The sequence below is a fragment of the Saccharopolyspora phatthalungensis genome (assembly GCF_014203395.1).
Classification (GTDB): Bacteria; Actinomycetota; Actinomycetes; order Mycobacteriales; family Pseudonocardiaceae; genus Saccharopolyspora; species Saccharopolyspora phatthalungensis.
Genome location: NZ_JACHIW010000002.1, coordinates 799,538 through 817,472, shown reverse-complemented (window position 1 = coordinate 817,472; position 17,935 = coordinate 799,538). Strand labels below are relative to the sequence as shown.

17 protein-coding genes are annotated in these 17,935 nt (G+C 64.0%); 14 read left to right on the top strand and 3 right to left on the bottom strand.

Translation table 11 applies throughout. The features are described from left to right. The first annotated feature begins 148 nt into the window (after positions 1-148). Entirely contained in the window at positions 149-1,456 is a 1,308-nt protein-coding gene (locus BJ970_RS30580) for an MFS transporter (RefSeq protein ID WP_184730660.1), read from the top strand. Between the two features lie 71 nt (positions 1,457-1,527). On the opposite strand, the gene ccrA is transcribed toward BJ970_RS30580, so the two are convergent. Together ccrA and BJ970_RS30570 are read right to left on the bottom strand one after the other, a co-directional pair. Beyond that, positions 1,528-2,835, bottom strand: a complete 1,308-nt coding sequence (ccrA, locus tag BJ970_RS30575; RefSeq protein WP_376775183.1) for a crotonyl-CoA carboxylase/reductase — start codon at positions 2,833-2,835, stop codon at positions 1,528-1,530. A gap of 384 nt (positions 2,836-3,219) precedes the next feature. Further along, complete coding sequence (locus BJ970_RS30570) at positions 3,220-3,612, bottom strand: hypothetical protein (protein ID WP_184730656.1); 393 nt, start codon at positions 3,610-3,612, stop codon at positions 3,220-3,222. An 889-nt stretch (positions 3,613-4,501) separates the two neighbouring features. Here BJ970_RS30570 and BJ970_RS30565 point away from each other — a divergent pair. From BJ970_RS30565 to BJ970_RS39690, 13 genes are all read left to right on the top strand, one after another. After that, positions 4,502-4,849 carry a helix-turn-helix domain-containing protein gene (locus BJ970_RS30565; RefSeq protein WP_184730654.1) on the top strand — a complete coding sequence of 116 codons (348 nt, stop codon included), beginning with the start codon at positions 4,502-4,504 and terminating at the stop codon, positions 4,847-4,849. After that, positions 4,792-5,757 carry an NsdA family TPR-like regulatory protein gene (locus tag BJ970_RS30560; protein WP_184730652.1) on the top strand — a complete coding sequence of 322 codons (966 nt, stop codon included), beginning with the start codon at positions 4,792-4,794 and terminating at the stop codon, positions 5,755-5,757. The genes BJ970_RS30565 and BJ970_RS30560 overlap by 58 nt, the downstream gene beginning before the upstream one ends. Continuing rightward, on the top strand, positions 5,757-6,230 hold the full coding sequence (locus tag BJ970_RS30555) for a hypothetical protein (protein ID WP_184730648.1): 474 nt from the start codon (positions 5,757-5,759) through the stop codon (positions 6,228-6,230). Before BJ970_RS30560 ends, BJ970_RS30555 begins: the two co-directional genes overlap by 1 nt. A gap of 185 nt (positions 6,231-6,415) precedes the next feature. Further along, on the top strand, positions 6,416-7,669 hold the full coding sequence (locus tag BJ970_RS30550) for a helix-turn-helix domain-containing protein (protein WP_184730651.1): 1,254 nt from the start codon (positions 6,416-6,418) through the stop codon (positions 7,667-7,669). Between the two features lie 115 nt (positions 7,670-7,784). Beyond that, entirely contained in the window at positions 7,785-8,258 is a 474-nt protein-coding gene (locus BJ970_RS30545) for a hypothetical protein (protein ID WP_184730648.1), read from the top strand. A gap of 185 nt (positions 8,259-8,443) precedes the next feature. Further along, positions 8,444-9,697: a helix-turn-helix domain-containing protein gene (locus BJ970_RS30540; protein ID WP_184730651.1), complete on the top strand. Its 1,254-nt coding sequence runs from the start codon at positions 8,444-8,446 to the stop codon at positions 9,695-9,697. 115 nt (positions 9,698-9,812) lie between these two features. Continuing rightward, entirely contained in the window at positions 9,813-10,286 is a 474-nt protein-coding gene (locus tag BJ970_RS30535; RefSeq protein ID WP_184730648.1) for a hypothetical protein, read from the top strand. 466 nt (positions 10,287-10,752) lie between these two features. After that, entirely contained in the window at positions 10,753-11,127 is a 375-nt protein-coding gene (locus BJ970_RS30530; protein ID WP_246472052.1) for an SseB family protein, read from the top strand. Then, positions 11,120-11,428: a hypothetical protein gene (locus tag BJ970_RS30525; protein ID WP_184730644.1), complete on the top strand. Its 309-nt coding sequence runs from the start codon at positions 11,120-11,122 to the stop codon at positions 11,426-11,428. The genes BJ970_RS30530 and BJ970_RS30525 overlap by 8 nt, the downstream gene beginning before the upstream one ends. 5 nt (positions 11,429-11,433) lie before the next feature. Then, positions 11,434-12,945 carry a putative T7SS-secreted protein gene (locus BJ970_RS30520; RefSeq protein WP_184730641.1) on the top strand — a complete coding sequence of 504 codons (1,512 nt, stop codon included), beginning with the start codon at positions 11,434-11,436 and terminating at the stop codon, positions 12,943-12,945. Continuing rightward, entirely contained in the window at positions 12,942-13,679 is a 738-nt protein-coding gene (locus BJ970_RS30515) for a hypothetical protein (protein WP_184730639.1), read from the top strand. Before BJ970_RS30520 ends, BJ970_RS30515 begins: the two co-directional genes overlap by 4 nt. A 142-nt stretch (positions 13,680-13,821) precedes the next feature. Further along, positions 13,822-14,652 (top strand): polysaccharide deacetylase family protein, encoded by an 831-nt coding sequence (locus BJ970_RS30510; RefSeq protein ID WP_246471904.1) that lies wholly within the window; start codon positions 13,822-13,824, stop codon positions 14,650-14,652. Between the two features lie 225 nt (positions 14,653-14,877). Continuing rightward, positions 14,878-15,165 (top strand): hypothetical protein, encoded by a 288-nt coding sequence (locus BJ970_RS39690; RefSeq protein ID WP_312864554.1) that lies wholly within the window; start codon positions 14,878-14,880, stop codon positions 15,163-15,165. 258 nt (positions 15,166-15,423) lie between these two features. Here the strand turns inward: BJ970_RS39690 and BJ970_RS30500 are convergent, their stop codons facing one another. Then, positions 15,424-17,418 carry an alkaline phosphatase family protein gene (locus BJ970_RS30500; RefSeq protein ID WP_184730637.1) on the bottom strand — a complete coding sequence of 665 codons (1,995 nt, stop codon included), beginning with the start codon at positions 17,416-17,418 and terminating at the stop codon, positions 15,424-15,426. Positions 17,419-17,935 lie beyond the last annotated feature (517 nt).

Here is a 17,935-nt window from a genome sequence, read left to right as displayed (position 1 = left end):
AGCGCTGGCTGCCAGGACGAGAGCCGCATTCGGCCCAGGGATGACCAACCGGATCCATCACAAGACCAGAGTTCGGCGTCGGATGGGGGAGGACTAGGATGCCTTACTTCGCAATGTCTGTGCACGGTCGGCCGACTGGTGGCCTGCGGTGAAAGCATCGAGAAAAGCCCTCGCGGCTGGAATGATCGGCAACTGCATCGAGTTCTTCGACGCCACCCTGCATTCGCTTCTCGCGCCGGTCTTTTCCGGACAGTTCTTCCCGACCGGCAACCCGGCGATCTCGCTGCTCTACACCTATGCCGTCGTGGTCGGCGTCGGCTTCGTGGTGCGTCCGATCTCCTCCGTGCTGCTCTCCCCGCTCGCCGACCGGCTGGGGCGCCGTCAGATGCTCTCGCTCACGCTGCTCATCATGGGCGGCGGCGTGTTGCTGGTGGCGATCATCCCGAACTACCAGACGATCGGCATCTTCGCTCCGATTCTGCTGATCATCGCCCGCGCGGCGCAGAACGTGTCCAACTCCGGCGAATACCAGGCGGCCGCCGCATTCGTGGTGGAACACGCCCCACCGCACCGGCGGGCCACGATGGGGGCCTTCCAGTCCGCGGCCGCGGTCGTCGGCGTTCTCATCGCGACGTTCACCGCGAGCGTGGTGACGGCCGTCTTCCCGCGCGATGCGCTGGAGGCGTGGGGTTGGCGGCTGCCGTTCGTGTTCGCCGCCTGCCTGTGCCTCTACGGTGTCTATTTGCGACGAAACGTGCCGGAGAGCCCGCTGTTCGAAAAGCTCGATCGCCAGGAAGAACTCGACAAGACCCCGCTGCGCAGCACCATGCGCGGTCACAAGCGGGGTTTGCTGCTGGTCGCCGTGCAGCAGTTCAACGCGGCTTCCTTCTTCGTGTGGCAGGTGTTCCTGCCGACCTACGCGCATCTGGTGGCAGGCTTCCCGCTGGCCCTCGGGCTTGGCCTCAATGCCGTAGCGCTGTTGATTTTCGTGATCCTGGTGCCGCTGGCCGGCATGCTCTCCGACCGGGTCGGCAGGAGACCGCTGGTCATCGCAGGCGCGGTGGGCCTCGCGCTGGTCGCGTACCCGATGTTCGTGCTGATGCAGGAAGTCACGCCCACGCGCTACCTCCTCGTGGCGCTGGTCGGGAACCTGCTGCTCGCGCTGTCCCACGGCAGCTCCGCCGCGTTGTTCTGCGAACTGTTCCCGACCAGGGTCCGCGCGTCCGGCGTCGGAGTGCCCTACCAGCTGGCCAACCAATTGTTCGGTGGTGCGACTCCGCTGATCGCCACCGCGACTCTCGCGGCCAAGCACAACATGGCGTTGGCCTACTACGTCATGGCGCTGGAGGCGGCCGCCGCGATCCTGTTCATCTTCCTGCTGCCGGAAACACGCCACCGCAGGCTCGATGCCGTTGACGACGACGAGCGATCGCCGGTCGGCAAGGCGGACGGGTAGGAACTTCCAGCGGTCGTCCTTCGGCTCGCTCGATGGCGGTGTCCCGCAGTGCCGGACACCGCCATCGCCTGTCATTCCAGGCCAGTCATTTCGGTTGGGTCGTCGGCCTGGCGGAACCTGTTGATTTTCGTCGCGCTGCGTTCCCGGAGCTCCTGATCGTCCACGCCGAGTCCCGTTTTGGGGGCTAGGCAGAGCACGCCGACCTTTCCACTGTGGCAGTTGCGGTGCACACCGGCCGCCGCCACGCCGGCCTCGGGTAACCGGTACACCTTGGAGAGCGTCGGGTGAATCATGCCCTTGCAGATCAAGCGGTTGGCTTCCCAAGCCTCGCGATAGTTGGCGAAGTGGCTGCCGATGATCCGCTTCAGCGACATCCACAGGTATCGATTGTCGTACAGGTGCTGATATCCGGAGGTCGAGGCGCAGGTGACGACGGTGCCGCCGCGGCGGGTCACGTACACGCTCGCGCCGAACGTTTGCCTACCAGGGTGTTCCAGGACGATGTCGACGTCTTCACCGCCGGTCAGCTCGCGGATGTGCGTGCCGAATCGCTTCCATTCCGAGGGGTCCGGTGTGGCTTCGTCCTTCCAGAACCGGTACCCCTCGGCGTCGCGATCGATCACCAGGTCGGTACCCATTGAGCGAACGAGCTCAACCCGTTCCTGGCTGGAGACAACGCATACCGGAATGCCTCCTCCGTTGCGGACCAGCTGGACGGCGTAGGACCCCAAGCCGCCGGCCGCACCCCAGATGAGGACGTTGTCGCCTTGCTTCATTCGGGCGCCATTGCGGGAGACCAATTGGCGGTACGCGGTGGAGTTCACGAGTCCGGAGCAGGCGGCCTCTTCCCAGGTGAGGTGCGGGGGCTTGGGCATGAGCTGGTTCGCCCGCACCAACGACAGTTCGGCCAAACCGCCGAAATTGGTTTCATACCCCCAGATTCGCTGCTGGGGATCGAGCATCGAGTCGTCGTGGCCGTCCGGCGATCCCAGGTCGGTGGACAGGCAGTGCGCGACCACCTTGTCGCCTGGCCGCCAGCGGTTCACTCCGGCGCCGGTCCGCAGGACGACACCGGAAAGGTCGGAGCCGACCACGTGGTAGGGCAGATCATGCCGCTTTCCCTCGTCTCCCGAGCGACCGTAGCGCTTGAGGAACGCGAACGTCGGAATCGGCTCGAAGATGGCGCTCCATACGGTGTTGTAGTTCACCGCACTCGCCATGACGGCGACCAGAACCTCGCCCGGCCCGGGTTCGGGAGTCGGAACTTCCGCGAGGTGTATCGACTTGGCCGGGTCTTTGTCCGCGGAGGCGAGCCCTTCGAACATGTCGACCTCGTCGGCGAGCAGGACCGCGCCACGATACGTGTCGGGAACCTGCATGGTCGCGAAGTCCTCGGCGGCAGCGGTGTCCGTGATCGCCTGCACTAGCTCATTCATTCGCTGGTAGTCACCTTATGTTGGCTGCATTCGGGTTGTCTCGGCGGCAACTGCCGGGCAAGAACGATTCGGGAGGATTCGCCTTGGGCCCCAGCGGCGCCAGAGAACGCTATCGATGGCTGATCGTTCGCGCGACCTCGTTGCCCGGACCCTGCGGCAAATGCGGGTGGGACGTCCGGACGCTTCCCTGTGGCCGTCAGCTGCTCCGAACGCTGCGGTTCGCACAGGAGCCGGTCGTCGCAAGTTGCGTCGGTGGAAAACCCGACCGTCCCACTGCCGTTGTCCGCGATAGCTGGGGTGTAGAGGTACTACGTCCGCGCGGCGAGGTTACCATGAATCCCAGTCCGGGCGGGCTTTTCGGTTTTCCTTGTCGTGATGCACCTCCGAGCCGCCATTTGTAGTAACCGCTTCAACCCATAGGTGCATGCGGTCGTTCTCGCGCGCGAAGTCCTGGTAGACACTGTCGCCCTGGCGCAGGGCATCGAGGTTATTGATCGCATCGTGCGCAATGTGCCTGTCGTCGCCGACGTGACCGGTGCCGTCGCGTGGTCCGAGCAGAAGCACGGTCGTGCAGTGTGCGTGCTTGGCGGTCATATGCGCGATCCAGCTGACGGCCTCCACCGGCGTGCGCAGAACTCGCTCCGGTTCACGGTCGAGCCGCTCGGCACGCGAGGAACCTGTTTCGTCGCTGCTGATGCCGACGTAGGCAAGCCAGTACACGCCACGACTTCGCCACTGATCTGGATTGAGAATGGTGAAGCTCCTTGCGCTACAACGTGATCGCCCTTGAACCGGTGTGCTGGGCACCGCAGTTCGAGGCGCGCAATGGCCGATAACCGGCCGCCCCACCGTTCTCGTGGAGGCAGTTTCAGCGGCGCCCAGGGTTGGGGATGTTCTCTTTGGCTTTGGCGAGGCAGTCGGGGCATCGGGGACGCATGGTGGTGGGATGGCCGGGTTCGGCCCACATCACCAGACCGCCGCATGCACCGTAGGAGTTCCTCTGCTGGGCGACCAGGTGGGTTTCCGTGTCACGCAGGCTGGGGCCGGGAAGCCAGCGCGGGTAAACCTCTTTCGTGCCGGAGTTCATCCCTGCACCCGCCTCCGGGGCCTATGGCGGGGCCAGCCGACCCACACAGGCCTCCCCACAGCCCCGTCTCGCGGGCCTATTTCCCTTTCTGCGCTGGTTCTTCCGACGGGCCTGCGTTTGCGTTTCCGGGGCGATAGTCCTCGATTCCACCGATTCCCATTCATCGAATGGACGGGTCAGGAAGCGACTCGCGCAATCCACGCAGAACTCATGCCTGCGTGCTTCGAGCCGTTCGGGCGGCTCAGGAGACAGCGTCATCTGCATCCCGTACAAGCCTCCCGGCAGCTCGTCTTGCGCCGCTGCGCGCGTGCCCGTCAAGTCGCAACTGGCGGTGCGCTGGATCATCGACATGCCACCCTCATCCCCCGCTGATCGAGAACATGAGCAAAAGCGTGCTCGCGGCGAGCGGCTGGAAAGAGGGAGAGTTGCGGGGAGTGCACGGGGAGAGTTTGGCGAGAGTCGATTCCTACGGTCCGTTGTCGACCCATTACACTCAGCAACACCCGGTCCCAAGGAGTCGACGTGTCCGAGCCGAACGACGCGCTGCGTGCCGCTCGTGAAAGTATCGAGTCGCTAGCCTCCCCGGGGCACCCGTTAACTCGCCAAGAGCTGGCCGAAGCGTTGAATGCGCAGGTCTACCGCTCGACCGAGAAGATCACCGCAATCGACGCCAACCACATCGGGAAGTGGGAGCGCGGCGTGATCACCTGGCCGGCGGCGCACTATCGGGCAGCGCTGCGAGCAGTGCTTGACATCGCAACCGACGCTGATCTGGGTTTAGAAAACCGGGTCGCGGGTGTACCACTGAGAACGTGGACCGCAAGACGTTTTTACGAAGCACTCTTGGCGTGGGTGCCGGTGTCGCGATAACAGGCGCTACCGGTCTGGTGGGTAGCCAGGACGATCTCGTTTCGGCTGTGTCTGGTCCGACCCAGTACTACCGGCGCATGGAATCAAGCGTGTCGTCGCAATACCTTGCCCCAGCAGCCGAAGGGCATCTGCAACTTGCCAAGCAGATCGTGCAAGACAAGCTGCGCAGCAGTAAGGGCTTCGCGATCTTGAGTGAAGTTGCCGGCCTTGCTGCCTGGCTTGCGGCCGATAGAGGCGACTCGGCGACCGCTCGCGCTCGCTACAAGGAGAGCATTCACTACGCGGAATCGTCTCGAATCCCGTTGCTCGTCTCCTACATGACAGCCAGTCTCGGGCACTACGCCGTGGAGACGGGCGATCCCCGCCGTGGCTTGTACTTTCTCGATCGCGCTGCACAGTATCAGGACAGTCGGACTCCGGCCGCAGCTCGCGCTTGGCTGGCGTGCCTGCGCGCGGTCGCCTACGGGGCGATAGGTGATCGAGCGCAGACCTTGGACGCGCTCAGGACGGCGCAGCGCAACGCCGATCGCCAGACAAGCGACGCTCAGTGGCCGTGGATGTTTGCGTTCACGTCGGCAAAGGCAGCTCGCTACCAGTCGAGCGCGCTCGCCGCATTGGGCGACTACTCAGGTTCGTGCACAGCGTATGCGACTGCGATTCCCGCTATCACGGCACCGAAACCCCGCTCGCTCGCGAAGGTCGAGTATGCGAACCTCCTGGTAACGATGAGGCAGGAGGAAGAGGCATGCCGACTCGCGGTAGAGGCACTTCAGGCCGGCCAGCAGTACGGTTCCGAAAGAATCGTGGAGCGCGTGCGTGATCTGCGTTCCCGGATGTCTACGGCGTGCCGTGATGCCGAACTTCTGGACCATATGTTGATCGGTCTCTATACCAAGGAGCGGTGGTAATGCGACTTGCGGTGACAGGACATCGGGGGCTGGCGCAGCGGACGGTGGAGCTGGTGCAGGCCGCACTCCGTACGGAGCTGGGGCAGTACGAAGGTTCCCTGGTCGGGTTGAGCTGTATCGCCGACGGTGCGGATGCGCTTTTTGCGCGAGCAGTTCTGGATCAGGGTGGTTCGCTGGTGGTCATCGTTCCGGCCGTCAACTACCGCGACAAGCTGCCCGAAGAGCACCATGCCGAGTACGACGATCTGCTTGGCCGGGCCTCGGATGTCGTTCGGCTCGATTTTCCGGATTCCACGTCGGAGTCGCACATGGTGGCCAGCGTGAAGATGGTCGAGATGGCGGACAAGCTTGTAGCGGTGTGGGACGGTAAGCCGGCTCGGGGCTACGGCGGCACGGCCGATGTCGTCAACGCCGCCCGCGACCGTGCTGTGCCGGTCACCGTCATCTGGCCAGACGGGGCCGAACGAGACTAGCCACCGTCACCACCGGACCCGTTGAACATATGGGGTCGGGTCCGGCGGCGGTGGACAACGCGCGATAAGACCGCCGTCGTCACTGCGGAGTTCGCCTTCGCATGCCATCAGACCGCTGGCGTTGGCGATGAAGTCCGGGACGCATTTGCTGGGGCACACGATCGGATTTCCGTACCCTGATCACCATGCGGTTGCACGATGAGGCGACAGTGGGTCAGCGAGTGGCGTACTACCGGCGTCGGCGCGGCTACAGCCAAGCTGTTCTGTCCGGTCTCGTTGGCCGCTCCGAGGAATGGCTTTCACAGATCGAGCGTGGGGCACGTGATATCGATCGGTTGTCTACGATCCTGGAGGTCGCGAAAGCGCTTCGGATCGTGCCCCAGCGTCTCCTACCGGGGCCGTTCCACACAACCCCACGACAGACGCAGCAGTCGGGCACGATTGGAACGGCCCCTGATGTCGTACCGGATATCGAAACAGCGATGCTCCGCTATGACGGGATCGCCGGTTTGGTTGGTATTACCGACCCTGGCCCGGTCAATCTGGGACATCTGGAGCGTCAGGTCGAGTTGTCTTTCGTGTGTTCCCAGACCGAGCAGTGGTCTCGCATGGCCCCGCTCGTGCCGGGCATGATCGCGGATAGCTACCACGCCTCGCGGCAGGCGGTAACTGATGCGGAGAAACGGCGGGCAAAGACGCTTGAGGCGCTGGTTTACCGGGTTACGAGCGGGATGCTTGACCGGCTGGGTGAACCACGGTTGCCGTGGGTCGCCGCTGAGCGGTCTATGGCGGCAGCGGAGATGACAGAGGACCCGCTGCTGATCGCCGGTGGCGCGTGGCGTCTCGCCGTTGTCCTCCGCCACTCGGGCCGGCTCACAGAATCTACGGATGTGCCGACAGCAGCTGCCGATGCGCTGCGCAGGGATGACCGGAATGCCACGCCCGAACACCTCAGCGTCTACGGCTCTTTGATGTTGAAGGGCGCAGTAGGGGCAGCGAGCGTTAATGACCATTCGGCAGTACGCGACTATCTGAGCGAAGTCGAACGGACCGCCGAACGCCTCGGCAGCGACCGCAATGATTTCTGGTTCGCGTTCGGGCCGACCAACGTCAGCATTCACAGGGTTTGGCTTGCACTCGAATTGGGTGACCCGTCCCAAGCGATTGACCTCGCCGACGCGGTGCCGCTGGATCAACTTCCGCCCGAGCTGGCAGAGCGCAGGGTGTCACATCTGATCACGGTGGCGTGGGCATACTACCTACGTCGGAGGTACAGAGAGGCGCTGGACGCGCTGACCGAGGCGCGGATGGCGGCACCGGAGCAGTTGATCTTTACTGGTCGCGTGCACACGATGCTGAGCGGCATGCTCCGCCGGGAACGCCGGTCGATCAAGCATGACCTGCGGGAGCTCTCGGAGTTTGTCGGAGTCGCAGGGTGACGTAGGTTGCTGTAACTGCCGTACGTGACTTGCGTTCTCGGATGTCGGCAGCGTGCCGTGATGCCGAATTTCTGGACCATATGTTGATCGGTCTCTATACCAAGGAGCGGTGGTAATGCGACTTGCGGTGACAGGACATCGGGGGCTGGCGCAGCGGACGGTGGAGCTGGTGCAGGCCGCACTCCGTACGGAGCTGGGGCAGTACGAAGGTTCCCTGGTCGGGTTGAGCTGTATCGCCGACGGTGCGGATGCGCTTTTTGCGCGAGCAGTTCTGGATCAGGGTGGTTCGCTGGTGGTCATCGTTCCGGCCGTCAACTACCGCGACAAGCTGCCCGAAGAGCACCATGCCGAGTACGACGATCTGCTTGGCCGGGCCTCGGATGTCGTTCGGCTCGATTTTCCGGATTCCACGTCGGAGTCGCACATGGTGGCCAGCGTGAAGATGGTCGAGATGGCGGACAAGCTTGTAGCGGTGTGGGACGGTAAGCCGGCTCGGGGCTACGGCGGCACGGCCGATGTCGTCAACGCCGCCCGCGACCGTGCTGTGCCGGTCACCGTCATCTGGCCAGACGGGGCCGAACGAGACTAGCCACCGTCACCACCGGACCCGTTGAACATATGGGGTCGGGTCCGGCGGCGGTGGACAACGCGCGATAAGACCGCCGTCGTCACTGCGGAGTTCGCCTTCGCATGCCATCAGACCGCTGGCGTTGGCGATGAAGTCCGGGACGCATTTGCTGGGGCACACGATCGGATTTCCGTACCCTGATCACCATGCGGTTGCACGATGAGGCGACAGTGGGTCAGCGAGTGGCGTACTACCGGCGTCGGCGCGGCTACAGCCAAGCTGTTCTGTCCGGTCTCGTTGGCCGCTCCGAGGAATGGCTTTCACAGATCGAGCGTGGGGCACGTGATATCGATCGGTTGTCTACGATCCTGGAGGTCGCGAAAGCGCTTCGGATCGTGCCCCAGCGTCTCCTACCGGGGCCGTTCCACACAACCCCACGACAGACGCAGCAGTCGGGCACGATTGGAACGGCCCCTGATGTCGTACCGGATATCGAAACAGCGATGCTCCGCTATGACGGGATCGCCGGTTTGGTTGGTATTACCGACCCTGGCCCGGTCAATCTGGGACATCTGGAGCGTCAGGTCGAGTTGTCTTTCGTGTGTTCCCAGACCGAGCAGTGGTCTCGCATGGCCCCGCTCGTGCCGGGCATGATCGCGGATAGCTACCACGCCTCGCGGCAGGCGGTAACTGATGCGGAGAAACGGCGGGCAAAGACGCTTGAGGCGCTGGTTTACCGGGTTACGAGCGGGATGCTTGACCGGCTGGGTGAACCACGGTTGCCGTGGGTCGCCGCTGAGCGGTCTATGGCGGCAGCGGAGATGACAGAGGACCCGCTGCTGATCGCCGGTGGCGCGTGGCGTCTCGCCGTTGTCCTCCGCCACTCGGGCCGGCTCACAGAATCTACGGATGTGCCGACAGCAGCTGCCGATGCGCTGCGCAGGGATGACCGGAATGCCACGCCCGAACACCTCAGCGTCTACGGCTCTTTGATGTTGAAGGGCGCAGTAGGGGCAGCGAGCGTTAATGACCATTCGGCAGTACGCGACTATCTGAGCGAAGTCGAACGGACCGCCGAACGCCTCGGCAGCGACCGCAATGATTTCTGGTTCGCGTTCGGGCCGACCAACGTCAGCATTCACAGGGTTTGGCTTGCACTCGAATTGGGTGACCCGTCCCAAGCGATTGACCTCGCCGACGCGGTGCCGCTGGATCAACTTCCGCCCGAGCTGGCAGAGCGCAGGGTGTCACATCTGATCACGGTGGCGTGGGCATACTACCTACGTCGGAGGTACAGAGAGGCGCTGGACGCGCTGACCGAGGCGCGGATGGCGGCACCGGAGCAGTTGATCTTTACTGGTCGCGTGCACACGATGCTGAGCGGCATGCTCCGCCGGGAACGCCGGTCGATCAAGCATGACCTGCGGGAGCTCTCGGAGTTTGTCGGAGTCGCAGGGTGACGTAGGTTGCTGTAACTGCCGTACGTGACTTGCGTTCTCGGATGTCGGCAGCGTGCCGTGATGCCGAATTTCTGGACCATATGTTGATCGGTCTCTATACCAAGGAGCGGTGGTAATGCGACTTGCGGTGACAGGACATCGGGGGCTGGCGCAGCGGACGGTGGAGCTGGTGCAGGCCGCACTCCGTACGGAGCTGGGGCAGTACGAAGGTTCCCTGGTCGGGTTGAGCTGTATCGCCGACGGTGCGGATGCGCTTTTTGCGCGAGCAGTTCTGGATCAGGGTGGTTCGCTGGTGGTCATCGTTCCGGCCGTCAACTACCGCGACAAGCTGCCCGAAGAGCACCATGCCGAGTACGACGATCTGCTTGGCCGGGCCTCGGATGTCGTTCGGCTCGATTTTCCGGATTCCACGTCGGAGTCGCACATGGTGGCCAGCGTGAAGATGGTCGAGATGGCGGACAAGCTTGTAGCGGTGTGGGACGGTAAGCCGGCTCGGGGCTACGGCGGCACGGCCGATGTCGTCAACGCCGCCCGCGACCGTGCTGTGCCGGTCACCGTCATCTGGCCAGACGGGGCCGAACGAGACTAGCCACCGTCACCACCGGACCCGTTGAACCTATGGGGTCGGGCCCGGCGGCGCTGGACAACGCGCGATTTCAATGGAAATCGCCGGGTTGATTCCCATTGAAATCGTCGGCGGGAGCGCTCGGAGAGGGCCATCTGGGTGATGTGTTCGGGTCCTGCCCAACGGGTCAGGTGGCCTGCCTAGGATGTGACGTGCACTGGAGCCGAGACGATACGGAGCCGTATGACGGACGGTTTCCCGTCGACTTGCACACCTTGACACAAGCATCCGGGGGGTGCGAACGAGACATCGAGGCGATGCCGACGAAGCGAGTTAGCGGCATTGACCACCTGCGACGCTTTGGACATGATGCCCTCACTACCGCCGTGGCGGACCCCCGTCCGCGCTGGGATCGAGAAATTACTCACCTGGCCGCGGATCGGCGTGATCTCGGTTCGGTGCCGCTGGCCGGAGGTGAGATCACGTGGACATGGCTGAAGAGTCGCGAATTGTGTCGGCCGCGTCTCGTTTGCGTGGTGGTCAGGCGAGGCTTAGTGATGTGGCTGAGTGGTTCGACCGTGGCTACTTCTACACGAAGACTCCTGCTGATGCGCCGCGGCTTTTCGTTGCAGATTTGGGAATGCGCGGGCGGTGGGCATGTGTATTCAGCTCGCCGCAGCGACTGGCCAACGCGGTCGGTGAGTGTGACTACATCGGCATGCCCGGTGCAGACTTTCTTGAGTTGACTCCTGGCGGGGTAGGGCTGGTATTCGACCCTGGGGAGGGCTACGCGCTGGCGTTGAGGGCAGATATCCTCGCACCCGCTGCCGCGACGGTCCGGACGCGAAGGAAACGGCATGAGTGATCGCGAGCAGGTCGAGGTCACGATGCAGGCGTTGATCGATGCCGCTAAGGGGCTCAACGCGGTGATCGATGACATGTCGGATCACGGTCTCCAGGGCGTGGACGACCTCGGTTCCGACAGTGCCGCGTACGGGCACGATCGGTTAGCAGGTGCAGTACGGGGGTTCGCGGAAGGGTGGTCATACGGCCTGTCGGTGCTGGTTCGGGACGCGACCGGTCTGAGCGAATCCCTTGCTGAGTCGGCGGAAACCTATGCCGAAGCCGAACACATCAGCGTTGAAGAGTTCATGAAGCGGCGGTGACTGGCATGGCCGAGCTAGGGGCCACGGGTGACCCGAGGGCCCTGGTCCCAGGCAACCCCGAGGCGTTGTTCGGCGAGATCGCCCTGTGCTACCGATTCGCGGAAAATCTTACGACAGCCGGTGAGGCGCTGAAGAAACTTGACACAGGGCAGTGGAAAGGCGAAGCGGCTGACGCCTTCCACGAGGCTTTCGACGGACATCCGATCGAGTGGATCAAAGCCGGTGATGCCTTCTCCGACACCGCTGATGCGGTGACTCCGTTCGCTGAAATGCTGGAATGGGCGCAAGGTCAGGCCGCCGAATCGATTGCATTGTGGAACGAAGCTCAAGCGGCGACAGCAAGGGCCAAAGCCGAGCACGCCGATGCGGTCGCTCGCGAACGCCAGCGCGCCGCGACGGGTCTACCCGGCGCGGTACCGGCGGCGGTGCCGTTCTTTGATGCCGGTGCGGAAAAGCGTGCCCTCGCACAGGACATGCTGCACCGCGCGCGAATGCAACTGGTAGCAGCCGGCGATCGGACAGCCGCGGCCATCGACGCGATCGCGCAGGGGGCTCCCAACAGGCCTCGGTTTTGGGGCCAAGTAAGCTCTACTTTGTGGGAATTCGGCGCGGGTGTGGGAGAATGGGTAGGCGATCTCGGTGAGATTTTCTCCCATCTCGATGACATCCCGGCCAACGTTGTGCAAGCCTTTGCCCAACCGGTTGAGTTCGCCAAGAGCGTCGTCAACTGGGAACAGTTCCACACCAACCCCGCCCGGGCGGTAGGCCACGTTCTCCCCGACGCGCTGCTGAGCCTTGCCGGAGGTGTGGGAACAGGTAAGAAAATCCTCGGCGTCCTGCGGAAAACCCCAACCGGCCGTAAGGGGTGCTTTGTCGAAGGAACCGCGTTACTCACCGAGCAAGGGAACACCCCGATCCAGAACGTGGCCGTGGGCGAACTGGTGTACTCGGTCGATCCGCGCACTGGAGAACGACGCTGGTGCTCCGTTCAGGAATGGGTACGCCACGACGTCACCCGACTTGTCGATCTCACCATCGCCGACGAGGCGATCGCGTGTTCTCCGGAGCACCCGTTCTGGGTCTGTGGAATGGGCTGGACGCAGGCAGGCGACCTCACTGTCGGGGATGTTCTGCTCGATGCCGATGGCATGGAGCGCAAGGTCGAGGCCGTCTCGGCAAGACAAGGCACGTTCGCCGTCTACAACCTTGAGATTGCTGAGCTGCACACCTACCACGTCTCGGGCTTGTCGATCCTGGTGCACAACAAGGCCATGTCGACGCCTGAACCGGAGGGAGTTCCCAAGAAGCGGGACGAGAAATGGTTGAAGCGCCAGGGGATCGATCCGCATGACGTCAAGGCGGACCTGCCCGGCCCGATGAGTTGGTTCGATCTCCATGTGGACCGGGGGGCAACATCTTCGCGGTCCGCAAGGGCGCGGATCCGCGCTCAGGTCAGTACGTCGGAAACGTGTTGGATTACGATGGGTAGCATGAATACCAAGGGAGGATCGTGGTGAGCAGCGAAGCCAACAATGTCCCGAAGGGATACCCCGGGTTCCGGGTCCGCGATCCGGCTCCGCTGCGACCCACACCCGCCACGCTGAAGCGAGTCGCGCTCGCCAAACTGTCCTCGGTGGAGTTCTTCAGCGCGTCGTTTGGCGGCGAGAGCTTCGTTTTCGCGCCGTGGCTAACCACACTGATCGACTACGGTACCGCCATGCGCTTCGCAGGGGTCTACCGCACCGAACCCGTCAGCGCTGAGGACGACGAGGAAGCGCCGTCTGCGGATGCCCGGCGGCTGTGTATCCGGCGTTCCGAATGGATCCGGGATGTCGATCTCGCACAGGCCAGCGAAGCAGATGATCTCGGTGATTACCTTGCAGCCGGGCCGCAAATTGCGAACACATTCGTCTTCACAACCACCCACGCACAACAACAGATTGCCGATATCACTAGTCGCATGCTGGACCAGCTTGCCCGGGGGATCACGATTAGCGCGAGCGAACCCAGGCCGGCTGCCTGGCAGGAAGTAGCAGTCGAGGTTGCCGACGACCGCTTCATCACGAACGTCAACTACTCGCCACTGCTGACCCGCTGCGACATTCTCGAATCAAGCCTGCCACCCTGGCTAGAGGCCACCGAGGCGGCGGTCAAGCAAGAAGGCATCCTTCCAGACGGCGATGTCACCCTCAGCATCCGACGATCAGTTCCCGAACTCGTCCATGCGACATTCCGCCCCACACACGGCTAAGCCCGCGCCAAATACGGCCGCCGTTCCTGTGACATGGGCCGCTGGTGACCAAGGCCGCGCTCTCCCACGCACCGCGCTTGCTCCGGCAGCAACTTCCGCGCCTGGCCTGCCTCGTGCGGCCGCCTGCACTACCCCGTACTGGTTGACCGAAGCCGGCTCAGCAGCCATTGTCGTCGGCATGGGCGGCATCCACGACCCGGTCGACCGCCGGACGTTCTTCGGCCTGCTCGCCATTGGCCTGGCGAGCGTGGTGGCGGGCTGCGCGAATCCCGCCGGCAACCAACCACCCCAAACACCCGCCGCTGCCCCGCCGCACAATTGGGACACCCCCGTGCCACCCGCGCCGGAAGGCGGGCCGACCAGAGTGCTCAGCCACGGTCCCCCCGGCACCGACAAGATCGCTCTCACCGTCGACGACGGCTATAACGACATGGTCGTCACCGGCTACGTCGACTTCGCGGTGCGTACCGGAATCCACCTGACGTTCGGCCCGAACGGCACCTACGCGCACGCCTGGGCACCACACGCGGATCAGCTCAGGCCGCTCGTCGAACGACGCCAGGTGCAGATCATCAACCACACCTTCAGCCACCTCGACCTGCGCCGGATGACCGACGCGCAGATCCGGGCCGAACTCGAACGCAACGAGGACTGGGTCACCAGAACCTTCCGCACCAGCACCAAGCCCTACTACCGGCCGCCCTTCGGTTTCCACAACGAGCACATCGACGGGGTCGCGAACGAGATCGGCTATCGCAACACCGTGCTGTGGAACGGCACCTACGGCGACTCCGAGCCGATCACCCCGGCATACCTGATGACCCAGGCCCGCAAGTACCTGCGCCCCGGCACCATCATGCTCGGCCACGCCAACCACCCCGCGATCCTCGGCCTGTTCGACCAGATCACCGAGCTGATCAGGCAGCGCAACCTCACCCCGGCAACGCTCAACGAACTGCTCGCCACGCCCTGAACGCGACCGCTGCGCTAAGGTCGTGCGCCATGACTGACGGCGCCGCCCGGCGGATCGTGGTGTACGGCGTCACGGGTTCGGGCAAGTCGGCCGCTGCGCAGGGATTAGCCGGGCGACGGGCCTGCCGTGGTACTCCGTGGACGACCTCACCTGGGAGCCGGGCTGGGTCGAGGTGCCGCCGGAAGAACAACGCCGCCGCATCACGACGATCTGCAACCGCGACGAGTGGATCCTGGACACCGCACCGGCGCACCGTGGCGCGCGATCGACAAACGCCTTATCTGCAACGGCAACCAGGAATCGTTCCGGACGATGTTCGCCCGCGACTCGATCATCGTGTGGCACTTCAAGTCATTCCGGCGCAAGCGCCGACGCATGCGGGGCTGGGCCGTGAACCCCTCGGGACCGAACGTCCGTCGACTCGCGCGGCCGAAAGAACTGGACGCCTGGATCAAGACGTTGCAGCCCATCGCCACGCCACGGGCCCCGCACGACGAGCCGCCGTGTGGGTAGGGGTAACGAGCGATTTCGCGCACATTTTCCCTTCCCCCAAACAGACTGTCGGCTGGACACGGCCCCGGATCCGTACGGCCGGGGCCGCCGATCGCTGGACCTGGCCCATAGTGGCCGCCTACACCCAACTCCGACTCGCCCGTCATCTCACCGGCGCTCTCCCCGCGTATGAAGCGCCGACCAGGGGATCGCGGTTGCCCCCCGGTCGGCGTGGCTTTTCGTGCGGCGTCTCCGCGTTGAGCGTCCGCGACCCGATTCTCAGACGGACGTTGCCATTCCGAAGAGATGGAGATAGCCCGTGCTCGGCTTGGGCAGCTGGACCATGCCGACGGTCTTGCTCGGGTCGATGGGCACCGAAGTCGAGAAGACGTAGGTGTTGACGTTTTCCGGACCCGATGCCCTGTTGCGGTAGGGCATCTTCGCCACGACGCTGTTGGTCGGCAGCACGGAACGGCCGCCGCCGTTCAGCGTCCAGTCGCCGAACTCCACCGAGAATGCCTGCGTCGTGCCGTCGGTGTAAGTGACAGTGCCCGTGCCGGTCAGGGGCCCGTAGACGGCCGAACCCAGAAATGTGAGCTTCGAACCCTTGCCGGAGAACTCGACGTGCTGCCCGGTGGAGACGACGTTGTCCGCGACACCGGCTGGCACGTTCGGCCAGGTGAACGTGGCCCCCTCTGCCGTGACGGTGGCTCCCGGGCTCAGGTGCTGCGCCGCGAGCGCCTGCGCGGAGTAGCTGTGGCCACTGACGTCGAAGGCTCCTGTGGACGCGTTCTGATCGTCGCTGATACCAACGTTGTTGAACGCCGACGACAGCGACGCATACGGAACGTCGGCCGAGCCGGTACCCTCGTCGCTGCTCTTCGCATTCTTGTAGGTGGCCCGAGCGGACAGTGCGTAGGCACCGGGCTTTGCGTCCGCAGGGGCGGTGACCGCCCAGGTGGTCTTCACCGACTGGCCAGGGTTGACCGTGGTGAACCCGGTGGGCGAGGTGGCTTCAGCCGTCCAGCCCTCGGGCGCGGTGAGTTTGATGGAGGCGTCCGAGAGCGCTTCCGGACTGGTGTCGTTGGTGTAGGTGGTCGTCACGGTGGCGGTGGTGCCGGGCTTGACCAACGGCGTGTCGACCGTGAGCGAGTGGTGCGCGTTGTAGCTGGGCACTTCCCATTTCTGGTTGATCGTGGCATCGCAATCCCGGAGTTCCGCCGGGGTTGCGATGGCGATGTCGGCGCCGGGGACGGTCAGGCAGCGGCCGGATACCGGATTGAGCAGGGAACCGTCGTCCTTGGGCTGCCAGTTTTGCGCCGGGGTGCCGTCGCAGTCGGCGAGTTCGGTCGCCTTCTCATCCGGGGTGGCGGCCAGGCACTTGCCGGACTGGCGGATCGTGCCGTCGGCATGCCTGATCCATTGTTGGTTGGCGGCGGCTTCGCAGTGCCACAGGCCGAGCGCGCCCCCAACCGCCGGATTCGTCTCGTGGTTCTCCAGGCATCGCCCGGCCATTCCCTGCAGGCGCTCCGTCTTCGACAGATCCCACGGCCCGGTGATCGTCGAGACGTCGGCATCGGCCGTGTGGTTGATGTGCTGCAGGCCGTACATGTCCAAGATCGTGCGCAGCACGTTGTAGTGGTTGATCTTCTGGTCGTCCTCGCCGGCCCTGGCCATCGGCCCCACGACGATCGTCGGGATCCGGTTGACCGGCGTGAAGTCGTCCTCGTCCCAGGTCAGCACGAAGAGGCTGTTGTGCGTCTTGGCCCAGGTGATGTAGGAGTCGAACTTGGCTTTGACCCAGGCATCGCCCTGCGCGATGGTGCCGTCGTGCATGCTCTGGTCGCCGTTGCCCACGACGAAGGAGACGGTGGGAAGTTTGTCGAAACCGGCCGGAGTGCTTGGGAAGTCCGCCAGCCTCTTGTCCATCGGGTTCAGGTTGTCCGGGGTGCCCGGAATGTTCTTGTAGCGGAGCCACTGGGTGGGGCGGCCCTGGTCGGCGTAGTCGGCGAAGCTGTACCCGTGGGTGGTGAGCTGATTGGGGAGGTTGTCGGTGTCGACGGACTCCGGGGCGGGCCAGTCACTGGTCTTGACGATGTCCGATGCGGACAGCAGTGCGTAGTAATTCGGCAGGCTCGGGTGCGTAACACCATACGAGTTGGTGAACGACACACCCTGGCTGACGAGAGACTTGATGTACGGCGCTTGGTCCTGAGGTCTGGTGGACGAGTTTCGGAGGACGTCGTCGTAGCCCTTGTTCTCCATCATCACCATGACCACATGGTCCGGCCGGGGAACTGCGGTGGATCCCGTGACAACCGAAGACCCGGCAACTGAAGCCCCGGCATCCGAAGCTCCGGCATCCGGAGATGCCGCAGCCGAGGGGACCGTACCCGCAAGGGCGGCGCATGCTAGTAGGGCCGAGGCCATCAGACCTCGGATGCTCCGGCGAGTTAACTGCATCCTGGTGCTTCCTTTTTACTTGTAAGCATTTTCTGTCGAACCGGTCCGCGACAATTCTTCGTCGGTCGATCGCGGACAAGCCGGCGACGGCACACGGCGAACCTCACCGTGAAGACCACCGCGAAATACGGCGTTTTTGTGGTTTCGGGTCCATCCGTGACGGCGGAAAGCCTAGGTACGCTTAGTTTCTGGCTCAGTAGCGGTCTCGGTAGCGATCCGTGAACTTCTCCTGAACTGGCCGGGCAGCTACGAGTCATCCCGATGCCCGTGCATGATCAGCTACGGAAAGGTCGCTTCCCCTAGCCCCTGCGGACCGTCCACATGGAAC